This is a genomic window from Paraburkholderia sp. BR14320, assembly GCF_040948665.1.
Lineage (GTDB): Bacteria > Pseudomonadota > Gammaproteobacteria > Burkholderiales > Burkholderiaceae > Paraburkholderia > Paraburkholderia youngii.
In genome coordinates this window covers 1-22885 of sequence record NZ_JBFPKG010000003.1, presented here as the reverse complement: position 1 = coordinate 22885, position 22885 = coordinate 1, and the positions used below count along the sequence as shown (strand labels likewise).

Genomic DNA, 22885 nt, shown 5'->3' with positions numbered 1-22885 from the left:
GCCATGAGCGGGCAGAGCATCACCGGAAAGCGCGCACGCGACGTTTCGCGGCGACGCGTGGCCTCATCGCGGCGGCTGTGCGCGATGGTGCTCGCGCTGTCGGTTCCGTTCGCGGCGTTCGCCGCAGGGCAGCGCACTTTCGCCACCCCGGAAGACGCAGTCGCCGCGCTGTCCAGCGCACTGAAGACCGACGACGAAGCGTCGCTCGTCGCGATCTTCGGCGAAACGCACAAGAGCCTCGTGGTGTCGCCGGATCAGGCGGAGAACGAGGCGAACTGGGCCAAGGCGAGCAAGGAGCTCGACGCCTATCACGTGCTCGACGACAGGGGACCGAACCGGCGGATTCTGCTGGTCGGCGACGAGGCGTGGCCGATGCCGATACCGATCGTCAAGGAGGGCGGCAGCTGGCGCTTCGCGACCGAAGAGGGCGAAGAAGAACTGATCAATCGACGGATCGGCTCCAACGAACTCGAAGCGATCAGGGTGCTGGAGGCTTATCTCGACGCGCAGCGCCAATATGCGTCGCGCGACCGGAACCACGACGGCCTGCACGAATACGCGCAGAAGCTGGCCAGCACGCCGGGCAAGCAGGACGGTCTCTACTGGCATACCGACGAAAACAGCGACGAAGAGGAGAGTCCGTTCGGCCCGCTCGTCGCGGCCAGCTCCGAATACCTGAAAGGCCACGCGGCGGGCGATCCTTACCGGGGCTACCAGTTCCACATCCTGACGCGGCAGGGCAAGAACGCGCCGGGCGGCGCGTTCAGCTACGTGATCAACGGCCACATGATCGCGGGGTTCGCGATGGTCGCTTATCCGGCGCAGTACGGCAAGAGCGGCGTGATGACCTTCGTGGTCAGCAACAACGGCGTGATCTACCAGAAGGACCGTGGCCCGCATGCGCCGCCGGTGACCGAATTCAACCCGGATCACACGTGGCAGCGCGTCAAGGGTTCGCTCTGATCCGCTCAGGGTCGGCGGTGGCCATGCCGGCGCCGCGCACCCGTGCTTCCGTCGGCTCCGCTTCCGTACTCGAGGCGCTACGTTGAACCACCCACCCAGCGTCACCGGCCTCGCGTCAGCCACGCCACCCGCGCGCGGGTGGCGCTCCGCGTTTCCTCCCGCGCAATGGCTGCGAAGCTATCAGCCGCGCTGGCTCGCGAAAGACGCGGTCGCCGGCGTGACGCTCGCGGCTTATGGCATTCCGGTATCGCTCGCGTATGCGTCGCTCGCCGGCTTGCCGCCGCAATACGGCATCTACGGCTATCTGGTCGGCGGCCTTTGTTACGCGCTGTTCGGTTCGTCGCGCCAGCTCGCGGTCGGCCCGACCTCGGCGATCTCGATGCTGGTCGGCGTGACGGTCGCGACGATGGCCGACGGCGATCCGGCGCGCTGGGCGTCGATCGCGGCGCTCACGTCGGTGCTGATCGCGTGCATGTGCGTGATCGGCTGGCTCCTGCGCCTGAGTTCGCTCGTCAGCTTCATCAGCGAGACGATCCTGCTCGGCTTCAAGGCGGGCGCCGCGCTGACGATCGCGATGACCCAGTTGCCGAAGCTGTTCGGCGTAAAAGGCGGCGGCGAATTTTTCTTCGAACGGATCGCCGTGCTGTGGGGGCAGCTTCCGCTGACCAACGTCAGCGTGTTCGCCTTCGGCCTCGTTTGCATCGCGTTGCTGCTGCTCGGCGAGAAGTTTCTGCCGGGGCGTCCGGTGGCGCTCGCCGTGGTCGCTGCGTCGATCGTCGCGTTGTCCGTCACGTCGCTGGGCAGCCGCGGCTTTACGCTGGTTGGCGCGCTCCCTCAGGGCTTGCCTGAATTCCGTCTGCCGGGGCTGCGGATCAGCGATGTCGACGGCATCATCCCGCTCTCGTTTGCGTGCCTGTTGCTCGCCTATGTCGAGAGCGTTTCGGCCGCGCGCGCGCTCGCGCAGGCACATGGCGACGAGATCGACGCCCGCCAGGAATTGCTCGGTCTCGGCGCGGCCAATCTGGCGGCGGGATTGTTCCAGGCGTTTCCGGTCGCGGGCGGGCTGTCGCAATCGTCGGTGAACGACAAGGCCGGCGCGAAAAGCCCGCTGGCGCTGGTCTTCGCGTCGCTGGCGATCGGCTTCTGTCTGATGTTCCTCACCGGACTGCTCGCGAATCTGCCCAACGTCGTGCTGGCGGCGATCGTGCTCGTGGCCGTGAAAGGCCTCGTCGATGTCCGCGAATTGCGTCATATGTGGCGCGTGAGCCGCTTCGAATTCGCGATTTCGATGGTGGCGTTCGCGGCGGTGCTGCTGTTGGGCATCCTGAAGGGCGTGATCGTCGCGGTGCTGGTGTCGATGCTGCTGATCATCCGCCGCGCCGCGCATCCGCATGTCGCGATGCTCGGCCGTATTCCAGGCACGCGCTATTTCTCCGATCTCGAACGTCATGCCGAGAACGAGACGATTGCGCATGTGCTGGCGGTGCGGGTCGAGGCGTCGCTGCTTTACTTCAACGTCGAGCACGTGCGCGAGACGATCTGGCGCATGATCCGCGCCGCGCCCGAGCCGGTGCGGCTCGTGATCTGCGATCTGTCGGCGTCACCGGTCGTCGATCTGGCGGGCGCGCGCATGCTCAAGGCGATGCACGTCGCGCTGCAGGCGGCGGGCACGGAGATGAAGATCGTCGGCGCTCACGCGGACGTGCGCGACTTGTTGCGCGCCGAGGGGCTCGAGGTTCGCGTCGGCCACATCAGCCGGCGCGGCTCGGTCGCCGACCTCGTCGACGCATTCCAGCAAAACGGCGATTTCGCGGACGAAGCGGGTCGCGGATGATTTCGAGGAGAAAACCAAATGTCACGTCAATTGCTTCCCGGCGCGTGCGCGCTCGCACACGACGCCGTCCACAGCCTCACGATCACACAGTGGCTGACGGCGGCGGCGCTGCTCGCCAGCCCCGTCTTGTGCCATGCAGCGAACCTGAACTTTCTGAAGGACACGCCCGTCACCTACATGCACGAAGCCGACCGTAAAGCGCTCAACGATGCGGCGCAAAAGGCGCTCGATACGAAAAAGGATGGCGAATCGTACGAGTGGAGCAATGCGGGCACCGGCAATTCCGTTTCGATCAAGGGCACGGTGACGCCGCAGGATACGACGAAGGACGGCGATCGAACCTGCCGGACCGCGACGCTGACCGCGATTGCGAAAGGACAGACGCAAACCTGGACGCCGATCGTCTGCAAGACCGGCGATGGGCCATGGAAGGTACTGAAGAGATAAGCATCTGCGCGTCGCTCGATACGAACCATTTGCGCTGTTGATGCATAATTTGCCCAGCGTTTCGCGGCTCATGCACAAGGCAGACACATGGAACACTCATACGCTAACGACGATACCGGCAATCTGATCCTGCTCGAACACGTCAACCTGAAAATCCCCAACCAGATTCTCGCGACCGCCTTCTACGTCACCGGCCTCGGGCTCACGCGCGATCCGTTCGTGATGACCGGGGTCGAGAATATGTGGATCAACATCGGCCGCTCGCAGATTCACTTGCCGCACGGGGCGGCGCAACGTTTGCGCGGCAGTGTCGGACTCGTGGTGGGCGAACTCGACGCGCTGGTGAAGCGTTTGCGTTCGGTCGAGCCGCTGCTCGCCGGCACCGGGTTCGGCTGGACGGAGCGCGCGGGCAGTGTCGAAGTGACGTGTCCATGGGGCAACCGCTACCAGTGCCTCGATCCCGTCAATCGATCCGCGTCGGCTCCGTGGTCGCAAATCGATCTGGGCATCGCGTTCGTGAAGATGGATGTGCCGGTCGGCAGCGCGTTGCCTATCGCGCGCTTTTACCGCGATATGTTCGATGCGCCCGTCGACATCGAAGAGAAGCATGGCTTGCACCGCGCGATCATCGACATCGGCACGCATCAGCAACTGCTGTATGCGGAAACGACCGGGCCCGTTCCTGAATACGACGGACACCACATCGCCATTTACACGGCGGCTTTTTCGGAGCCGTTCAGAAGGCTCGCCGAAAAAGGCCTCGTATATGGAGAGGAGCCGCATCAATACCGGTTTGCCGATGTCGTCGATCTGGCGTCCGGAGAGCGTTGCTTCAGGCTCGAGCACGAAGTGCGCAGCCTGCATCATCCGCTTTACGCGCGACCTCTGGTAAACCGCAACCCGGAACAGACCAACCGGAACTATCTGCAAGGGGCCGATTGGCGCGACGGGCGGTTCTGATCAGCTCCATGAGCGGTCTATTCAGTGGAAAAACTCATGAGCGTGTTCGACGAAGAGAAGATCGACTGCCACTGCCACGTGTTCGATCCGATGCGCTTTCCGTACCGGGACGACACCGCTTACCGGCCAGCGCAGCAGGAGGTCGGCACCGCCGCGCAGTTCGTGCGCGTAATGGATGCGTATGGCGTGCGCCACGCGCTGCTGGTCGGCCCGACGAGCGGCTATCGCACCGACAACCGCTGCCTGCTCGATGCGCTCGAAACATACGACGCACGTTTGCGCGGTATTGCGGTGGTCGATGACGGCATAGGCCGCGGAGAGCTCGCCGCGTTACGGCGGGCAGGGGTGGTCGGCGTCGCGTTCAATCCGGCGATGGAGGGCATCGACCTGGTGCTCGGAGCGGGCGCGCTATTCGGCATGCTGGCCGACCTCGGCATGGTCGCGCAGATCCAGGCCGCGGGCGACCAGATGACGGCGCTCGGCCCCTGGCTCGCGCGGCAGCCGGCCGCGATCGTCGTCGATCACTGCGGGCGCATGTTCGAGACGCTCGTGCCCGACGCGAAACTGCGGCGGCAGATCCAGTGGGAAACGCCACGCCGGCTGTTCGGTTTCGACGCGTAGTCCACTCGCCGCAACGTAGGTGAAAACGATGACCAGCGCGACAGTGACTGGCGACAACGGTGCGCGTCAATCGCTTGCTACTCCTTAACGCTTTACTCTAGAAAATCCACAACACATCGCCTACCCTTAATCGAGCCGGTTTGCCGCGGACCCGTGCATCACTTCTCCCCTCTGCGAAGCCGACCCGTCCTGACAAAGCTAAACAACGATTCGAAGCCGTACGCTTTCGTTGTCTGCGAGGGTTGCGCCATCGTGTTCTTTCACGCTGTCGTCCGCGTGGATCCATGTCGCGCTCCTGCGCTGCAATTCATAGGGATATAAAAAGCTAGGAGACGCTCATGCCATTCAACCGTATTCAGGGAATTGTCGGCCTGCCACTGCTCGCCATCGCGTTCGGCTTGCCCGCGGCTCATGCCGCCGACGAAGTACAGAACAGCACGACCACCACCGCCGCGCCGGTGCCCTCGACGCTTCAGCCCGTCACCCAGGATCAGCTCGATCGCGCCGGCAGCATGACGGCGGTCTGGCTGCATTCGAACGGCTCGTATGCGCAGACCCGCTATTACCCGGGCTCGCAGATCAACAGGACGAACGTCGCGAAGCTCAAACCGGTGTTCATCTTCCAGACGGCCGTCAACGAATCGATGGAAACGGCGCCGATCGTGAAGGACGGCGTAATGTTCCTGACCACGTCGTTCAATCACGTGTACGCGATCGATGCGAAGACGGGCAAGGAGCACTGGCATTACAAGCACAAGATGGGGCCGGTCACGACGTTCTGTTGCGGGCCCAACAACCGTGGCGTCGCGATTTCGGGTGACCGGCTCTATATGGGCACGCTCGACTCCAAGCTCGTCGCGCTCGACGCCAAAACCGGCAACGTGCTGTGGCAAACCCAGATCGCCGATCCCGACCAGGGCTACTCGGAAACGATGGCGCCGGCGGTCGTCGACGGCAAGGTGCTGATCGGCACGAACGGCGGCGAGTACGGCATTCGCGGCTTCGTGAAGGCGTACGACGCGAATTCCGGACAGTTGCTGTGGACTTTCTACACGATTCCCGAAACCGGCCAGGAAGGCGTGTGGGCGACCAAAGACGCGACCGGCCGCGACGAGAAGCGCGACATCGACGCAGAGAAGAAGCAGCTGGCCGACAAGGGCGGCGACTTCTACAAGACGCTCGGCGGCGGCGTGTGGATGACGCCGGCGATCGACCGGAAAACGAACACGGTGTACTTCATGGTCGGCAATCCGTCGCCGGACCTGTACGGCGCGATCCGGCCGGGAGACAACCTCTATACGGACTCGCTCGTCGCGATCGATCTCGACACCGGCAAGTACAAATGGCATTACCAGTATGTGCCGCACGACGTGTGGGACCTCGACGCGGTGAGCCCGCCGGTGCTGATCGACGTGCGCGACAACGACGGCAAGATGATCCCCGGCATCGTGCATGCGGGCAAGACCGGTCACGTGTACGTGCATGATCGTGCGACCGGCCGTCTGATCCGCTTCTCGCAGGCGATGATTCCGCAGGAAAACATGTGGACCCTGCCGACCGCGTCCGGCGCGCGCATGTTGCCGGGCGCAAACGGCGGCGTCGAGTGGTCGCCGATCGCGTTCGATCCGCAGACGCGTCTCGTCTACGCGGCCAACTTGCATCAGCCGATGACGTACCAGGTCGAGGACGCCGCCTATCCGGGCGGCAGCAAGCTGTGGCTCGGCGGCGCGTTCAAGGTGATCCCGTCCGAGGCGCAATGGGGCAAGCTGTCGGCCGTCAACGTCGACACCGGCAAGATCGCGTGGGACTACAAGACCGACCAGCCGCTGATCGGCGGCGTACTCGCGACGGCGGGCGGCCTCGTGTTCAACGGCGAGGGCAACGGCCTGTTCCGCGCGTTCGATGCCGCGAACGGCAAGAAGCTGTGGGAGTTCCAGTGCGGCGCGGGCGTCAACGCGCCGGCCGTGTCGTACACGCTCGACGGCAAGCAATACGTGGCGGTCGCGGCGGGCGGCAATACGCAGCTCGACTACAAGCGCGGCAATAGCGTCATCGTGTTCGCGGTGCCATGAGGGGGTCGGCGCCGCGGGGAGCGCCGGGTGGGGCGCGCGCTGCATGGATCGCGCTGCTGTGCGGCGGATTGATCGCCGCGTGGCTGCCGTCGCGCGCGCGCGCCGACGCCGAGGCGGGCAAGGCGAAAGCGCAGGTGTGCGTGGCCTGTCATGGGCCGATGGGCAATTCGACCAATCCGGACTATCCGATTCTGGCCGGCCAAACCGCGCGCTATATATATCTGGAACTGAAGGACTTCAAGCAGGGACGGCGCAGCGATCCGCGCATGTCGCCGATGGCGGCGAACCTGTCGGCAGAGGACATGCAGGACCTCGCCGACTACTTTGCCGCGCAGAAGCCCATATCGGTGCCGTTCAAATCGGATGGCGCGAGCATCGAAGCGGGCAGCAAGAAGGCCGCCGAGGTGTTGTGCACGATGTGCCACCTGGGCGGCTTCTCCGGGCAGAACGAGATTCCGCGCGTCGCGGGCCAGCATTATCAGTACATCGTCAAGCAGTTGCAGGACTTCCGCTCGCACACGCGCACCAACGATGCGGGCAACATGACGAGCGTGACGCGTAATCTGACCGACGACGACATCCATCATCTGGCCGCCTATATCAACAATCTGCAGTAGCACGGGGGAGACACCATGACTGATATGTTCAATCGGCCACTTGTGGTCGCCGTTCTGCTCGCCGCCGCATTCGCCGCCGCGTCCGGCGCTTGCATGCCGGCGCTCGCGCAGGACCAGGGGGAAATCAACCGCCAACTGCTCGCGGCCGCGAAGGACGACGATCAGCAGTCGGTCGTCGCGGCGCTGCAGCGCGGCGCGTCGGTCGATGCGATGAACCGGATCGGCGATACCGCGCTCGTCACCGCGTGCAAGAAGGGCGATACGGCGATGGCGCGCACGCTGATCGAACGCGGCGCGAACGTGCAGCACGCGAACGCGCCCGGCGATACGCCGCTGATGGCCGCCGCCTACGGCGGCTTCGACGAGATCGTCGCGCTGCTGCTCGCGCATGGCGCCGATCCGCTCGCGACCGATCGCGTCGGCAAGACCGCGATGGAATACGCGGCGGGCGAGGGGCAAACGAAGGTCGTGGGTCAATTGCTCGATGCCGGCGTCGACGTGAACCGGACCTACAAGAACGATCTGACCGCGCTGATGTGGGCGGCCGGCTACGATCGCGCGGAGACCGCCCAGCTGTTGCTCGCGCGTGGCGCGAACCAGTCGTTGAAGGACAACCGGGGGATGACGGCGAAAGATATCGCGGTGCAGACGAAGTCGGCGCGGGTCGCGGGGTTGTTGTCGGCGAGTTAGCGGCTGGAATCACGCGCGCAATGCCGGCCGCGTTTGCGCCAGGATCGCCGGCAATGCCTCGAACGAATCGATCAGCGCGTCGCAGCGCGGCATGTCGGCGCCGCTCGCGCTGCCATAGCCGTAGCTGACGATAAAGACCGGCAGACCGGCCGCGCGCGCCGCCGCGACATCGACCGATGAATCGCCGACCAGCACGCAACGTTCGGGCTCGACGTCGAGCAGCCGGCACGCGTGCCAAAGCGGTTCGGGCGACGGCTTCATGCTCGGCACCGTGTCGCCCGCGACCAGCCCGTCCAGATGAGCGGCGAGCCCCGTTTTGTCGAGCAGCGCCGCCGCCAGCGCCTGCGGCTTGTTGGTCACGCACGCACAGCGGTACCCGTGCTGCCGCAACGCGTGCAGCCCGGCCATCACGCCGGGATAAACCCGGCCCAGCTCCGCGTTGGTCACCGCGTAGTGCCGCTCGAATATGTGCTGCGCATGCTCCAGTTCGACTTGCTGACCGAGGCCCGCCGCGTTCAGCGAGCGTTGCACGAGCTTGCGCACGCCGTTGCCGATGAAGCCGGTCACCATGTCGTACGGCAGCGGCGTGGCGCCGAAGTCCTTCAGCATTCGTCCGGCGGCCGCGACGATGTCCGGCGCGGTGTCGACCATCGTGCCGTCCAGATCGATCAGGACGGCGTGGTAGCCGCGGTTCATCGCCATGACGCGCTCGCGCTCGCGGTCGCCTGGTCCGCGTTCAGTGCGCCGCGCGCGGCCGAATCGGGACGCCGCGTGGCGTCTTCATGCCAGCGGCGCAGTGTCGCCAGATCCACCCAGCGATGCCATTCGCCGCGCACCATCGGAACGATCGGCGCATGCGGATCGCCGAGATGAGGCAGCACGGCCAGCGCGCCATCGAAGTCCTCGTGCGCGGTAAAAGTGCTCGGCGTGACAACGACCGGCACGCGCGCGGCGCGCGCCGCCAGCAGACCATTGCGCGAGTCCTCGAAGGCGAGGCAGGCCGCGGGCTGCAAGCCGAGCTGGTCGAGCACGTGTCGATAGACGTCGGGGGCGGGCTTTTTCGCCGGCGTGGTGCCGGCGTCGCCAATGGCCGCGAAGCGATGGCGCCAGGTGGCGCCGAAATGCGCGTGCAATAGCGCGTCGAGGTTGGCGGGCGTCGTGGTCGTCGCGATCGCCACGCGCAGGCCGGCCTCGTTCGCCTCGTCGATCAGACGCGCGATGCCGGGGCGCAGCGGCAGGCCGCGCTCGCGCATGCGCTCGGTGTAGTGGCGCGTCTTCAGTGCGTGCAGCGCGTCGACGGCCTCTCGCGCTCGCGGGCCTGCGGCTTCCTCGCACTCGACCGTGCGCCAGTAATGCAGCAGACGCTCCTTGCCGCCCGCCACTTTCAGCAGGCCAGAATAGAGCGCTTCGTCCCAGAACCAGTCGAGGCCCGCTTCCGCAAACGCGGCGTTGAACGCTTGCAGATGAGCGGTCTCGGTGTCGGCGAGCGTGCCGTCGACGTCGAAGATAAGGGCTTGCATCGTGCGGTCCTCGCGAGGGTGGGGTGCCGTTCAGACACGCACCACGATAGCCGAGCCATCCGCCGATTCAAATTCAGAGATTCTTTCGCCGTCGATAAGCGTTGCATTATGTGCTGGCAAGCACGCCGCAACATGCGCGCAGCAACAGGTCATTTGCCCAACTGCGGATCGGTCACGAAGCCGAGCTTCGTCAACCCGCCGCTTTGCGCCGCCGACATCACGATCGCGACCCGCTCGTACGGCACCTTGCGATCCGCGCGCAAATGCAGCTCCGGCTGCGGCGTCGCGACGGCGGCCTGCGCGATGCGCGCGCGCAGGCCGTCGTCGGTCACGGGCTGACCGTCCCACAGAACCGTGCCGTCCGCTTGTACCGCGACATCCACATGCGCGGGCTTGACCGCTTCCGGCTGGCTGCTCGCATGCGGCAGATCGATCCTGACCGCGTGCTGCAGCGCCGGAATGGTGACGAGAAAAATGATCAGCAGGACCAGCATTACATCGACGAGCGGCGTCATGTTGATCTCGTTCATCAGAGCTTGATCGTCGTCGTCGGAGAAGGGGCTCATTGCCATTCGAGGTCTCCGTCGCGGGTTGCGTTCGTCGCGTTGGTGCCGCGCGGCACCACGCGCATCTGCGGCCCGGCGCTCGACGGCAATTGCGCACCGGTCACGAAGTACGCATGCAAGCCGTGCGCGAAACGCTTCAGGCGCGCGACGATCGAGCGGTTCGCGCGCGTCAGGCCGTTGTAGCCGAGCACGGCCGGTATCGCGACGAAGAGTCCGAACGCGGTCATGATCAGCGACTCGCCGACCGGGCCGGCAACATGATCGATCGACGTCTGACCGGTCTCGCCGATCACGATCAGCGCATGGTAGATGCCCCATACGGTGCCGAACAGCCCGACGAAAGGCGCGGTGCTGCCGATCGAAGCAAGGATCGCGAGGCCGCTTTGCAGACGTGCGATCGTTTCGTCCATCGTGTCCTGCAGACGCCGTGTGATCCAGTCCGACACGTCTATGCGGTCGTGCAACTGCTGCTGCGTCTGCCGATGATGCGTCGCCGCTTCATGGCCCGCCAGCGCGAGCGCGAGCAGCGGGTTGTCGTGCGCGTGCGAATCCGGATAGCCGAGCGCGTGCAGCCCGTCGTCGAAGCGGTCCGCGCTCCAGAAGCGCGCGTCGCTCTGGCTGGTCACGCGCCTGAGGCGGACCACCTGCCACAGCTTCACGATGATCACCGTCCACGACAGCACCGACATGATCACGAGCACGCACAGAATGCCGCGCGTGACGAAATCACCCGAATCCCATACGTTTGCGAGTCCGTAATGTTGCATGGCGAGTTCCTTCGGTTGGTGTCGGTGGTCTGTCTGGCGGTTCGGTTACGTCGGGTCGGTCACTCGGTCAGTCCGAATACGAACGACTGCGAGTACGCGGCGCGCATCGGCGTGCCGTTTTCGGTGTACGGCTGGCAGGCGCCCGCATGCACGGCCGCGAGCGCCGCGTCGTCGAGCCGGGTGGAGCCGCTGCTGGTTTGCAGCTGCGCCGTTTCGATATGCCCAGTCAGCCCGACGACGAAGCGCACGATCGCCGTGCCATGCTCGCCGCGTCGCTTCGCGACATCGGGATAGTCGGGCTTCGGAATCGAGCAGTCGACATGCGACACGTTGCGCGGCTCGGTCGACGCGGGCGCCGCCGGATGAGCGGCGGGAGCGGATGCGGTCGACGGCGCGGCGGCCGTTGGCGTGGTGGGCACGGCGGCCTGCGGTGCCGCCGATGGCGCGGCGGTTTGCGTGACGGGCTGCGTGGTGCTTTCGCGTGTCGGAGACGGTGCCGGCACAGGCTTTTCCACACTGTGCGGCACCTGCGCGCGCGGCTGCGGCGCTGGTTTGGCGTGCACGGCGGGATGCATGACGGGCGGCGTGGGCGCCGGGGGGACGACAGCGGCGGGCGGGGGCGGCGCGGGTTGTGAAACAACCGGAGCGGGAGGCTCGGGGCTCAGCAGCAACGCGGTGATCGTGCGTGGCTCGACCGGACGCTCGACGATCGGCTTGCGTGCGCTCAACGCGATGACGAGCAGCAGCAGATGCGCGACGATCACGGCGCCCAGCACGATCGCCGCGCGACGGTAGCCGGCCGCGGGATTCGCAGAGCTTGCTGGGTGCACCACGGCAACTTGCAGCATCATCGTCACCTCCGCGGTCATTGTCCTCCGCGGGCCCCGCTTTTCAAACCCGCGACGGCCGGCGCGAAGCAATTCGGGAAAATCTCCCGCCGATCCGCGTTGTCAAACAATCACCCGGTGGGCTACCTTGAAACGATGACGCGAACCATCGCGGTGCTGCCATATCAACCTGGAGTACAACGATGCTGGAGACACGGATTTCCCCCCGACCGCCACGCCGTTGCCTCGCGCTGGCTTGCGCGCTCGTGCTGGCCGCGAGCGCCGCGCATGCCGCGGCCGCGCCGCTCGCCTACGTGACGAGCGAGAAGGCCGGCGTCGGCGTGATCGATCTCGACCAGATGACGCTTGCGCAGACCTTTCCGGTCGGCGCGGACGGCCCGCGCGGGCTGAGCCTGAACGCCGACGGCACGCGTCTGTTGGTCGCCAACAAGAACACCAACGATCTCGCGGTGATCGACACCGCTACCGGCAAGGTCGTCAAGCGCGTGAAGATCGGCAAAAACCCTGAATATGTGCGGGTGCGCAACGGCTACGCGTACGTGACCTACGAGCCCGGCGAGGACGGCGGGCCGCCGGGAGCCAAACCGGAAGGCAAACCCGACGCGAAAGGGGACAACAAGCCCGAAGCGAACGCGGGCGGCAAACCCGGCGCGGACGACGACGACGCGAACAAGCCGCCCGCTGAAATCGCGATCATCGATATGAAGAACTGGCAGGTGATCCGCTCGGTCACGAGCGGCCACGAAACTGAAGGCATCGAATTCTCGCGCGATGGTCAGATGATGCTGGTCACCAACGAAGGCGACGATACCGTGTCGATCTATCACGCACGAACCGGCGCGCCGATCAGAACCGTGAAGCTCGCGGCGGGCGGCCGGCCGCGCGGCATCCGGTTGTCGCCCGATGGCAAGCACTATGTGGTCACGCTGGAGTCGCTCAGCAAGCTCGTCGTGATCGACGCGCACACATTCGAGGTAGTCAAGACGGTCGATACGAAGCTTGGTCCCTATGGGGTCGCGTTCGGACCGAACGGTGAGCGGCTTTTCGTGGCCGCCGCGCGCGACAAGGTCGTGCAGGTGTTCGACGGCCACACCTTCGAACATGTCGCCGATGTGCCGGTCGGCCAGCGCTGCTGGCATTTCAGCTTCACGCCGGACGGCTCGAAGCTGATGGTCGCGTGTGGGCGCTCCGACGCGGTGTACGTGCTCGACGCGAAGAGCTATCAGCCGCTCAAGCAGATCGGTGAACTGCCGCTCGCGTGGGGCATCGTCACGTATCCGCATAGCGATGGGTCGATCGAATCGCATTGAGTGACATGCTGGCTTTGCTGAGTTGGTGTTAGCTTTTTCCCGTCTTGTACCGCTGTACGAGAAGAAGCACAAAAAGGCCGCCTGACAAGGGCGGCCTTTTTTATGTGTGTTCGAGCATGCTCAATAGCTCGGGGATGCAAGTCTCCGTCTAGCCTAATCCCGATTTCGCACCAGCAGAAATATGCAACAGAAATGAGTTATCCGAAACCAATAGCGTCAATTCTTGTAAAAGCGGGCTTATCCCGAATTAAAACCGTTGACCGCGGTCCGTTTCGATGGTTAATTCTCGTAGCAACGCTAGAGAACTCATGAGGAGTACAGTGGATCAACAGATGCAGCAAAGCAGTGGGACGAATGCCGAGGAAGAATGCGGAGTTTGCAGCATTATCTTTTCTATTTATTCCAAGTTCCCGCCGATGCCGTCCGCCCAGGCCTTGAACATGGAAACCGGGGAGTTCTTTCCGTTTGAGAGAGTTCGTAAGCTGAAAACCGGTTATGCCATGGCCGAAGCACTGGGCGTTGCATGGGCGTGCAATTGTCGCGAACGATCAAAGAAGCGTTTCGATGAACAGTTCACGCTTCGGGACCCGAACGGGCGCGCGCTTTCCGATACTCTCTATACGGTCCGATTTCCCTCGGGCGAGTTGAAGCATGGGGTTACCGATCACGCGGGACGTACACAGCGGCACAAGACAGACGGCGCGCAAGCGGTGCGAATCTATCTTGGACATCGCCAGTCAGCGTAACAATTTGTCTATCAAGGTAACTCATAAAACGGGGTAAAAATGACTTATCCGCTGCACGAATGCGTGACCAATACAAACGCTAATTCAAACGTGAATGTCTATGTGACACGCTACTGCAAGCCATGGAAGTTATCGGCCGGGGGTATTGAATTTCTGAAGGGCTGGGAGAAATTCAGTGCGGTCATATATGACAAGGATGGAAGCGGAAAAGGCAATGCGACTATCGGTTATGGACACCTTGTTCATATGGGGCCGATATCAGGAGCAATATCTGAGAAGCCATTTTTGCATGGAATTGCGGAGGCCGATGCCGATAAAATGCTCCGCGCTGATGTCGAAAAGGCTGAACGCATTGTCAATAGCGCGATCAAGGTCCCTTTGCACCAGTACGAGTACGACGCCCTAGTGTGTTTTATATACAATTTACAAGGTCATGGCGCCAACCTCCTCGATTTCGTGAACACTGGTGATTATGACAAGGTTGGCGACAAGATGAGAACTTACAGCCATGACCATCAGGGTCGCTTAGTTAAGGGCTTGCTCAGGCGTCGTCACCGTGAGGCAGAAATGTTCGAGGCAGGGATCTATGACTCATCACACTAAACTTATCGCGGCGATTGCATTCTGGCCGATCTTCTCGATAGCGGCCACCGTTTATTCGGGGGAGTTCGACTACAGGCAGATCCAATCATCGGCGACCTATTTCTCCGGCCACTCGGAAAAGGAAATTGATCGTTTGTGCAAGAGCGGAGAGCACGCGACGAATGATGATCTAGCTCAATGCCAACACCGGGAATTTGAGCGTGCAAAGGTGCGGCTGGATGAGAAGCTTAAAGTTGTTACGGCGCGATTTGAGCAGGGCGATAATTTTTTAAAAACCTATGATGAGAAACCATTGGCGATGCCATATTTCATTTCGGCGCAAGTTTCGTGGGCGAAGTTTCGTGACAGTCAATGTTATGCAGAAACATATATGATGGGCGAGGCGGCAGAGCGCGATATATATTTTTGGGGATGTATGACTGACATTACGCAAACGCGCGCAAACGAGTTAGCTAAATTGCTGAAGGATTGGAGTGTTCACTAAAAAAGCAGTCCCGTTTCGGCGAAGCTATTTGAAATGGAATTGATGATGCGCGACACTAGTATGCTTTTTCTGCTTTTCATTATGTCGCAGGCGACCTGGTTGCTTTATAGCGAAGACGACTGGTCCGCGCCGCTTTGCCGGCATTGCGCTCGTGCAGAACCGTCAGGCGACCGCAAGACCGAAGCCACCCCTTCGCACCACGCCAGTCACCACTACTTCCACCCATATCTCATCCCCACCCAAAACCCCCTCGGCGCCCCCGGCCCGACGAACTGCTCGTTGACCGGATTAGCGCCGTTAAACGTATTCCCCGGCCCAGTAAAGAAGTTCGCCCCCAGCGCGCCGAAGCTCGCATAGCGCTTATCGAGCAGGTTCGACACCGATGCGAACACCTGCAACTGTTTCGTCACCTGATACGAGGTGTCCATATCGATCAGCAGATAGCCCGAGATCTTGCCGTTCACATCCTGGTTGTTTTCGTCGCCATGCGCGTAGATACTGCCGCGCCACGTCAGGTTCGTGCCGATTCGCCATTTCGAGGTGGCCGCGTAATCGAGCCGCAGTTTGACGGTCGTCGCCGGAATGCTCGGGATGTGGTCGCCCGGATGCACGGTGATGTTGCCGTTCGCGTCGGCGCTCGAATTGCTGCGGCTGCTTTCGACCCATGTCGACTGATAGGTCGCGTTGACGTAGCTATAGCTGCCGGTCACGGTGAGCGGTCCGTATTTCGTCTGCCCGGCCAGTTCGACCCCTTGCCGGCGCGTGCGCCCGACGTTCTGAAAGAAGCCCTGCGAACTGCCCGCGCCGTTGCTGCTGATGAACTGGATGTCGTTGTCGAGCGTCGTGCTGTAAGCGGCGGCGCTCCATGTCGTGTTGCCGCCGATCCTGCCGCGCGCCCCGACTTCATAGGTCTTCGAAATGACCGGCTGCAACGGCGGATCGGAGACGAAGTCGTTCGGCAGAGAACATGGCGCGTTCGGATCGGCGCAGGCCAGCTCGATCGCGGTCGGCGAGCGCATGCCCTCGTTGTAGGTCGCATAGGCGGTGAAGGCCGGCGTCGGATTCCAATTGATGCCGACCGCCGGATTGAAGCGCGAGAACGTATGGTGGCCGTTGAGCTGCGGCTGCGTGCCGGATTCGTCGCCGATCGTCGCATCGGCCCAGTTGTAGCGGCCCGACAGCGTCAGCGACCACTGCGGCGTCAGCGACAGCGTGTCCGTCAGGTAGATGCCGTAGTTCGTGTTGTGCGTGTTCGCGTTGGTCTGCGGTTCGAAATTGCCGATGCCGACCGTCGCGCGCGAATCGGTGAACATCGCGTCTTGCGACGCCTGCGTGAAGTGCGAATTGGCGGCATCGACGGCCATGCCCGCGATGAACTGGTTCTTCATGCCGCCGAGTTTGCCGAGCAGCGTCAGTTGCAAGCTCGCACCGTAGCTGTCGGTCGTCACGGTCGATTGCAGGTTGGTCGCCTGCAACGTATCGACAGCGCCGTCGTCCCCGATCTCGCCGAAGTTCTCGTTGACGTTACTGCTGGTGTTGGCATTGCGAAAGTGCCGGTAGTACGCGTTGCCGCTCAGCTCGACGTTGTCGTTGAAGTAATGATCGCCCGACAGCGTCAGGTAGCCGACGCTATTCTGATTCCGGTCGGGATACGTATACGGTTGCTTCGGGTTGTTGAGGAACGAGCGCGGAAGGGTTTGCACGCCGTGCAGATCGTTGTCCGCGCCACCGGCCGACAACGACAGCGTGGTGTCAGCGTCGGTATAGCGCAGCTTGCCGAACGCCTGACGGATGCGGCTTTCGTTCTGCTCGGCCCAGCCGTTATCGTTCGCGGCGTTGGCGGTGAAGTAGTAGTCGAGGTTCTGGCCGATCGTGCCGCCCTGTTCGATCTGCGCGGCCTTGCGTCCCCACGAGCCGCCCTGGATTTCGGCTTCGCCGACCGGATTGTCCTTGCCGTTTTTCGTCGTGATCGCTAGCGCGCCGCCGAGCGTGTTGAAGCCGAAGGTCGGATTGGAGCCGGGGATCAGCTGCATCGTGTCGATCGCCTGTTGCGGTATCAGGTCCCAGTTCACGACGTCGCCGAACGGCTCGTTCACCCGCACGCCGTCGACGAATACCGACAAGCCCTGCGGCGTGCCCAGCAGCGGCGATGCGGTGAAGCCGCGATAGAACAGGTTCATCTGATACGGATTGCCCTGCGCGTCGGAGATCGTGACGCTAGGCAGATTCGCCGCGAGGAAATCGGTGAGCGTCTGGCGTCCCTGCCGTTGAATATCGGCCGCGTGTACGGTCTGCACGTTGGCCGGCACCTGCGTAAGCGGCGTGCCGATGCCGAGCAATGGCGTGGTGCCCACGACGACGATCGGCGCGAGGGTCGTGGTGGGCGTCGTGTTGTTGTTGGCGTTGTCGTCGGGCACCTTGGAAGGGGCAGCGGAAGACGCCGAAGCCGGCGCCGACGCCGCGACCGGCGGCTCGGCTTGCGCTTGCGCCCATACACTCGTGGACAAACCGGCGAGCGCTCCGCCGATGCAGAACGTGATGCCGGCGCGCCGCTGAAGCCGGCGTTTGCGGCGTGCTTGAGATCGCATGCTCATCGTTGTTGTCTCCTGCCGGCTTGTTATGCGCGCGTGTCGCGCGTTGTTCGACGTTGGTGTAAAGCTTCGCATACGCGTCTGTAAGCCGCGCGGGAGCTTTTCCCGATCTGCCGGGGAAGCGTTCCCAAACTCGCGCGAAACCCGCTGCGCGTGCCGTCGCTGAGTAGAATGCAAGCGTCATGTCAGGCGAACCGATCCATTCCTCCTCTGCTGGCCGCCCGCCGCCATCGTCACCGATATGGCGCGACCTCGGCTGGGTCGTCGCCGTGACCGCGCTAGCTGCGGCGCTCGGCGCCGCCTTCGATCTGAGCGAGAAGATCTACCGCTTCACGCGCGGCATGGAGCGCTTCCAGCTCGACGAGTTGCCGGGCACGCTGTTCGTGCTGTCGATCGCGCTCGCGTGGTTCGCGTGGCGCCGCTATAGCGATGCGCGCCGCGAAGCGCGCCATCGCCGCATGCTCGAGGAACAGGCCGAACAACTGCTCGCCGACAACCGGCGCCTCGCCAGTCAGGCGCTGCAGGCGCAGGAACGCGAGCGCCGCCATATGGCGCGCGAGCTGCACGACGAGCTGGGTCAATACCTGAACGCGATGTCGCTCGACGCGGCGCGCATCCGCGATCTATCGGGCGAGCGCGAGCCGGAGATTCATCGCATCGCGCTCGGGCTGATACAGAGCGCGACGCATGTGTACCGCGAGATCGGCGGCATGATTCGCCGCCTGCGGCCGATCGGCCTCGACGAATTCGGCTTGCCGACCGCGCTCGAACATTGCGTCGACGGCTGGCGCGAGCGTTTGCCCGAGGCGTCGTTCTCGGTGACGATCGAAGGGGACTTCAGCGGCCTCAGCGATGCGTTGACGATCACGCTGTACCGGCTCGTGCAGGAAGGACTCACGAACGTGTCGAAGTTCGCGCGCCGCTCGCGCGTCGAACTGTTCCTGGTGCGTGCGCCGCGCGAAGACAACGGCACGCAGATCGACGAGATCGTCGTCACGATGGCCGACGACGGCCCCGGCACCGATCTGACGAAGCCGCGCAGCGGGCTCGGGTTGATCGGCATGCGCGAGCGCGTCGAGGCGCTCGGCGGCGAGTTTCACGTCGCCAGCGAGCCGCAGCGCGGTTTTCTGTTCTGCGCGCGCGTATCCGCTCAAGCGGGGCTGGCCGAGCCCGTGAACTGAAGCCCGAGGCGGCTTGCCATCTGCGCGAGCTGCACGCCGTTGTCGGCGCCGAACTTCTGCCGGATCACCGATTGATGGTTGGCCACCGTCTTCTGACTCAAGCCGAGCTTTTCGGCGATGCTCGGCAGCGTATAGCCCTGCACGAGCAGCCGCAGCACCTCGAACTCGCGCGCGGACAACTGACGCCCCGGCGGCCCTTCGTTGAATGCGGTGCGCAGCGCGAGCGCCTGCGAGATGTCCGGGCTCAGATAGCCGGCGCGCCGGGCGATCGAGCGCACCGCTTCGACCAGCACGTCGGGCGCGCTCGCCTTGGTCACGTAGCCGAGCGCGCCTGCGTCGAGCGCGCGCCGCACGAAAATCGATTCCTCGTGCACGCTGAAGATCAGCACGCGCGCATCCGGCTCGCGCGCGAGCATGCGCCGCATCGCTTCGATGCCGCTCGCGCCCGGCAGCGACACGTCCATCACGACCACATCGGGCCGCAGCGCGCAAAAACGCTGGTAGGCCTGCGCGGCGTCGGCCGCTTCGCCGCACACCTCGACGTCGTCGTTCAGTTCGAGCAGACGCCGGTAGCCTTCGCGCACGACCGCATGATCGTCGACGAGCAGAACGGAGATGGTGTCGGCACTCATGATTGGGCTCCGGGTGATGCTCGGTTGTCGCCGGCGGCGTCGAGGTCGCGGGCAGCCGCCGCGAGCTTGCGCGAGTTGGCGTCGTTGCGAAACAGGATCGGCTGTTCGCGGGCGGCTGCTGTCGCCGCGGATTCCGACGCCGCCTGCCGCACGATCTTGACCACGTTCTCGTGAAACGGCGATTTGTCGCAGACAGGGTCGGCGTTGGCCGCATCGCCGGTCAGCAGGTAGGCCTGGCAGCGGCAGCCGCCGAGGTCGTGTTCCTTTTCGTCGCAGCTGCGGCACGGCTCCTTCATCCACTGCAAACCGCGAAAGCGATTGAATGCGTCGCTGTCGTACCAGATCTCGCGCAACGGCATGTCCTTCACGTTCGGCAGCGTCAGGCCGGGCAGGCCGCGCGCCGCGTGACACGGTAGCGCGGCGCCGTCGGGCGCGACGCCGAGGAACACCGCGCCCCAGCCGTTCATGCAGCGCTTCGGGCGCCGCTCGAAGTAGTCGGGCACGACGAAGAAGATCTTGCAGCGCTCGCCATGAGTCTGGCGATAGCGCGCGACCACCGCTTCGGCTTCTTCGAGCTGCTCGCGCGTCGGCATCAGTTGCGCCTGGTTCTCGCGCGCCCAGCCGTAGTACTGCGTGTTCGCCAGCTCCAGATATTCGGCGCCGAGAGCCAACGCCATCTCGATGATCTTGTCGACGTGCGGCAGGTTGTAGCGATGCAGCACGCAGTTCATCACCATCGGAAAGCCGTGCCGTTTGAGCGCGGCGGCGACACGCTGCTTCAGCTCGAACGTGCGCGTGCTGCTGAGGAAGTCATTCAGCTGCTGCGTCGAGTCCTGGAACGATAACTGGATGTGATCGAGCCCGGCCGCCTTCAGATCGCCGAGGCGCTGATCGGTGAGACCGACGCCCGACGTGATCAGGTTCGTGTAGAAGCCGAGCCTGTGCGCTTCTTCGACCAGCACTTCGACGTCGTCGCGCACCAGCGGCTCGCCACCGGAAAAGCCGAGCTGCACCGCGCCGAGCGCGCGCGCCTCGCGCAGCACGTCGAGCCATTGGCCGGTGGTCAGTTCGCGGTTGTGATCGGTGTAGTCGAGCGGGTTGTAGCAGAACGCGCAATGCAGCGGACAGCGATAGGTCAGCTCCGCGAGCAGCCACAGCGGCGGCGGTACCGCGGCGGCCGCGCTGCTTTGCGGTTGCGCGCCGGGTTGAGAACCGGGTTGAGAACCGGGTTGAGAAAGATCGGTCATCGCGCTACTCCAGCCAGCCGCGCCCATGCGCGTCGGCGATGAAAGCCCGCACCTCGTTGCCGATGCCGGTCGCGTTGAACGCCTGTTCGAGCTCGGCGATCAGCGTATCGATGTCGCGTGTGCCGTCGCAGCGCTTGAGGATTTCTCCGGCGCTTTGGTTGAGTTTCACCATGCCCTCCGGATACAGCAGCACGTGCGCGTTCTGCGCGGGCTCCCATTGCAGGCGGAATGGCTTCGCGATCGCGAGCGGCGTGGCGGGGTCGGCGCGTGTGGTGTCGTTCATTGCGGAAACGCCTTCTCGATCGAGTCGAGCATGGTCCACAGAATGTCGAGCTTGAACTGCAGGATTTCGAGCGCGCGTTCCTGCTGATCACGTCGCGTGAAATGGGCGAGCGTGACTTCGAGTCCGTGCTGCACGTCACGCTGCGCTAGCGAAATGCGCGAGCGGAAGTACGCGAGGCCCTCGGGCTCGATCCACGGATAGTGCTCGGGCCAGCTTGCGAGCCGGTCGCGATGCACCTGCGGCGCGAACATCTCGGTCAGCGACGAGCACACCGCTTCCTGCCACGGCGCACGGCGCGCGAAATTCACATAGGCATCGACGGCGAAGCGCACGCCCGGCGTCACGTGTTCGAGCGACCACAATTCGTCGCGCGTGAGACCGACCGCATCGGCGAGACGCGCCCAGGTTTCGATGCCGCCTTCCGCGCCTTCGTAGCCGTCGTGATCGAGAATACGCAGCACCCAGCGGCGGCGCGTCGCGCGGTCCGGACAGTTCGACAGCACGGCCGCATCCTTGAGCGGAATGTTGATCTGATAGTAGAAGCGGTTCGCGACCCAGCCGCGAATCTGCTCGCGCGAGCAGCCGCCGCTATTCATCTTCACGTTGAACGGATGGTGGATGTGATAGGCGGTGCCCTTCGCGCGCAATTGCGCTTCGAATTCCTCACGGCTCCAGGCGGGTCGGTCGACGACCTGGGTTCCCGCTGCGCTTGCGTCGCGTGTCGGTGTCGTGTCCTGAATGTCTTTCGCGTTCATGCCGTCCGTCTCCGTTTTATCGTCGTTCACAGCCGCGCCTGGCTACCTCATCTCTCCGCACTCTTTACTGCGCACTTCAAAGCTCGAAGCTCATTCCGTCGTACGCGACCTCGATTCCATGCTCGCCTAGCATGCGCCGCTCGGGGCCGTCTTCGATCAGGATCGGATTCGTGTTGTTGATATGGATCAGCACTTTGCGCTTCGCACCGAGCGAATCGAGTGTTTCGATCATGCCGCCCGCGCCGCTTTGCGGCAGATGGCCCATATCCGCCGAGGTCTTCTTCGACAGGCCGAGGCGGATCATTTCGTCGCCGGTCCACAGCGTGCCGTCGACGAGCAGCAGATCGGCCTCGCGCATCGCCGCGAGCACGTGCGGCTCGATCGCGCCGAGCCCCGGCGCGTAGAACACGCGCTGGCCCGATTGCAGGTTCGTCAGCACGAGCCCGATGTTGTCGCCGCGCTCGGGCGCCTCGCGATGCGGCGAGTACGGCGGCGCCTTGCTCGATAGCGGCAGCGCGTCGATGCGGATGCCGGGCAATGCGTCGACGGCGAGCGGCGCGCCGTCTAGCGCGATCCGGCGATGCTCGACACCGCAGTAGTGCGACAGGATCGGCGCGACCGGAAAGCCTGAGCGCAGGTCTTGCCAGACCGCATCGGTCGCGTACAGCGGCAGCGGCGTGTCGCGTTCGCGCAGCGTCAGCAGGCCGGTCACGTGGTCGATCTGCGCGTCGATCACGAGCACCGCGGCAATGCCGCTGTCGCGCGCGCGCCGCGCTGGCTGAAGCTCGGGATGCGCGGCGATCTGCGCGAGCAGATCGGGCGACGCATTGACGAGCAGCCAGTCCTCGCCGTTCGCGCTGACCGCGATCGACGACTGCGTGCGGCGCGTCGCCTTCACCGTGCCGCGACGCACGCCGTCGCAATTGCGGCAATTGCAGTTCCACTGCGGAAAACCGCCGCCCGCCGACGAGCCGAGTACCTTGATCTTCATGCCGCGTGACGCATGCTGCTGCGCTCCTCGTCGATGGTGGGAATGAACATCTCGGCGAGCACCTGCGCGACACGCGCATGCAGCGCGGGGTCGCTCGTCAGATGGCCCGCCGCGCTCACGGACTCGACGCGTACCGACGGCACCGCGCGCGACAGCC

General features: G+C 64.1%; 24 protein-coding genes. 13 read left to right on the top strand and 11 right to left on the bottom strand.

Features of this window, described 5'->3' with window-relative positions:
- Positions 1 to 3: 3 nt before the first annotated feature.
- The 8 genes from AB3X89_RS04260 to AB3X89_RS04225 all read left to right on the top strand — a co-directional run bounded on the left by AB3X89_RS04260 (position 4) and on the right by AB3X89_RS04225 (position 8204).
- On the top strand, positions 4 to 963 hold the full coding sequence (locus AB3X89_RS04260) for a DUF2950 domain-containing protein (protein WP_368581986.1): 960 nt from the start codon (positions 4 to 6) through the stop codon (positions 961 to 963).
- An 82-nt stretch (positions 964 to 1045) separates the two neighbouring features.
- Positions 1046 to 2797: a SulP family inorganic anion transporter gene (locus tag AB3X89_RS04255; RefSeq protein ID WP_368581985.1), complete on the top strand. Its 1752-nt coding sequence runs from the start codon at positions 1046 to 1048 to the stop codon at positions 2795 to 2797.
- 18 nt (positions 2798 to 2815) lie between these two features.
- Positions 2816 to 3244: an RT0821/Lpp0805 family surface protein gene (locus AB3X89_RS04250; protein ID WP_368581984.1), complete on the top strand. Its 429-nt coding sequence runs from the start codon at positions 2816 to 2818 to the stop codon at positions 3242 to 3244.
- 87 nt (positions 3245 to 3331) lie between these two features.
- On the top strand, positions 3332 to 4204 hold the full coding sequence (locus AB3X89_RS04245) for a VOC family protein (protein WP_368581983.1): 873 nt from the start codon (positions 3332 to 3334) through the stop codon (positions 4202 to 4204).
- A 36-nt stretch (positions 4205 to 4240) separates the two neighbouring features.
- A complete protein-coding gene (locus AB3X89_RS04240) occupies positions 4241 to 4825 on the top strand; it encodes an amidohydrolase (protein WP_368581982.1) in 585 nt (194 codons plus the stop codon).
- Between the two features lie 338 nt (positions 4826 to 5163).
- Positions 5164 to 6897 carry a pyrroloquinoline quinone-dependent dehydrogenase gene (locus AB3X89_RS04235; protein WP_368581981.1) on the top strand — a complete coding sequence of 578 codons (1734 nt, stop codon included), beginning with the start codon at positions 5164 to 5166 and terminating at the stop codon, positions 6895 to 6897.
- Positions 6894 to 7514 (top strand): cytochrome c, encoded by a 621-nt coding sequence (locus AB3X89_RS04230; protein WP_368581980.1) that lies wholly within the window; start codon positions 6894 to 6896, stop codon positions 7512 to 7514. Before AB3X89_RS04235 ends, AB3X89_RS04230 begins: the two co-directional genes overlap by 4 nt.
- A gap of 24 nt (positions 7515 to 7538) precedes the next feature.
- The gene (locus tag AB3X89_RS04225) at positions 7539 to 8204 is read left to right on the top strand and encodes an ankyrin repeat domain-containing protein (protein WP_368582217.1); all 666 of its coding nucleotides are present in this window, start codon (positions 7539 to 7541) and stop codon (positions 8202 to 8204) included.
- Positions 8205 to 8213: 9 nt separating this feature from the next.
- On the opposite strand, the gene gph is transcribed toward AB3X89_RS04225, so the two are convergent.
- The 5 genes from gph to AB3X89_RS04200 form a co-directional block, all read right to left on the bottom strand.
- Positions 8214 to 8906 (bottom strand): phosphoglycolate phosphatase, encoded by a 693-nt coding sequence (gene gph / locus AB3X89_RS04220; protein WP_368581979.1) that lies wholly within the window; start codon positions 8904 to 8906, stop codon positions 8214 to 8216.
- On the bottom strand, positions 8897 to 9724 hold the full coding sequence (locus AB3X89_RS04215) for an HAD family hydrolase (protein WP_368581978.1): 828 nt from the start codon (positions 9722 to 9724) through the stop codon (positions 8897 to 8899). The genes gph and AB3X89_RS04215 overlap by 10 nt, the downstream gene beginning before the upstream one ends.
- Positions 9725 to 9873: 149 nt before the next feature.
- Entirely contained in the window at positions 9874 to 10296 is a 423-nt protein-coding gene (locus AB3X89_RS04210) for an ExbD/TolR family protein (protein WP_368581977.1), read from the bottom strand.
- Entirely contained in the window at positions 10287 to 11057 is a 771-nt protein-coding gene (locus AB3X89_RS04205; RefSeq protein ID WP_368581976.1) for a MotA/TolQ/ExbB proton channel family protein, read from the bottom strand. Before AB3X89_RS04205 ends, AB3X89_RS04210 begins: the two co-directional genes overlap by 10 nt.
- Positions 11058 to 11116: 59 nt before the next feature.
- Positions 11117 to 11908 (bottom strand): energy transducer TonB, encoded by a 792-nt coding sequence (locus tag AB3X89_RS04200; protein WP_368581975.1) that lies wholly within the window; start codon positions 11906 to 11908, stop codon positions 11117 to 11119.
- Between the two features lie 179 nt (positions 11909 to 12087).
- Between AB3X89_RS04200 and AB3X89_RS04195 the strand changes: the two genes are divergently transcribed.
- From AB3X89_RS04195 to AB3X89_RS04180, 4 genes are all read left to right on the top strand, one after another.
- A complete protein-coding gene (locus tag AB3X89_RS04195; RefSeq protein WP_368581974.1) occupies positions 12088 to 13215 on the top strand; it encodes a beta-propeller fold lactonase family protein in 1128 nt (375 codons plus the stop codon).
- A 320-nt stretch (positions 13216 to 13535) separates the two neighbouring features.
- Complete coding sequence (locus AB3X89_RS04190) at positions 13536 to 13961, top strand: hypothetical protein (RefSeq protein ID WP_368581973.1); 426 nt, start codon at positions 13536 to 13538, stop codon at positions 13959 to 13961.
- Between the two features lie 39 nt (positions 13962 to 14000).
- Positions 14001 to 14564, top strand: coding sequence for a lysozyme (locus tag AB3X89_RS04185; protein WP_368581972.1), 564 nt, complete (start codon positions 14001 to 14003; stop codon positions 14562 to 14564).
- A complete protein-coding gene (locus AB3X89_RS04180; RefSeq protein WP_368581971.1) occupies positions 14548 to 15048 on the top strand; it encodes a lysozyme inhibitor LprI family protein in 501 nt (166 codons plus the stop codon). Before AB3X89_RS04185 ends, AB3X89_RS04180 begins: the two co-directional genes overlap by 17 nt.
- 212 nt (positions 15049 to 15260) lie before the next feature.
- On the opposite strand, the gene AB3X89_RS04175 is transcribed toward AB3X89_RS04180, so the two are convergent.
- Positions 15261 to 17642, bottom strand: a complete 2382-nt coding sequence (locus tag AB3X89_RS04175) for a TonB-dependent receptor (RefSeq protein ID WP_368581970.1) — start codon at positions 17640 to 17642, stop codon at positions 15261 to 15263.
- 179 nt (positions 17643 to 17821) lie between these two features.
- Between AB3X89_RS04175 and AB3X89_RS04170 the strand changes: the two genes are divergently transcribed.
- Positions 17822 to 18820 carry a histidine kinase gene (locus AB3X89_RS04170; RefSeq protein WP_368581969.1) on the top strand — a complete coding sequence of 333 codons (999 nt, stop codon included), beginning with the start codon at positions 17822 to 17824 and terminating at the stop codon, positions 18818 to 18820.
- Here AB3X89_RS04170 and AB3X89_RS04165 read toward each other — a convergent pair.
- The 5 genes from AB3X89_RS04165 to pqqB form a co-directional block, all read right to left on the bottom strand.
- Positions 18790 to 19452: a response regulator transcription factor gene (locus AB3X89_RS04165; protein ID WP_013091038.1), complete on the bottom strand. Its 663-nt coding sequence runs from the start codon at positions 19450 to 19452 to the stop codon at positions 18790 to 18792. The genes AB3X89_RS04170 and AB3X89_RS04165 overlap by 31 nt on opposite strands.
- Entirely contained in the window at positions 19449 to 20699 is a 1251-nt protein-coding gene (gene pqqE / locus AB3X89_RS04160; protein ID WP_368581968.1) for a pyrroloquinoline quinone biosynthesis protein PqqE, read from the bottom strand. Before pqqE ends, AB3X89_RS04165 begins: the two co-directional genes overlap by 4 nt.
- A 4-nt stretch (positions 20700 to 20703) precedes the next feature.
- Positions 20704 to 20982, bottom strand: coding sequence for a pyrroloquinoline quinone biosynthesis peptide chaperone PqqD (gene pqqD, locus AB3X89_RS04155; RefSeq protein ID WP_368581967.1), 279 nt, complete (start codon positions 20980 to 20982; stop codon positions 20704 to 20706).
- Positions 20979 to 21737 (bottom strand): pyrroloquinoline-quinone synthase PqqC, encoded by a 759-nt coding sequence (gene pqqC / locus AB3X89_RS04150; RefSeq protein ID WP_368582216.1) that lies wholly within the window; start codon positions 21735 to 21737, stop codon positions 20979 to 20981. The genes pqqD and pqqC overlap by 4 nt, the downstream gene beginning before the upstream one ends.
- Before the next feature lie 76 nt (positions 21738 to 21813).
- Entirely contained in the window at positions 21814 to 22728 is a 915-nt protein-coding gene (gene pqqB, locus AB3X89_RS04145; protein ID WP_368581966.1) for a pyrroloquinoline quinone biosynthesis protein PqqB, read from the bottom strand.
- Between the last annotated feature and the right edge of the window lie 157 nt (positions 22729 to 22885).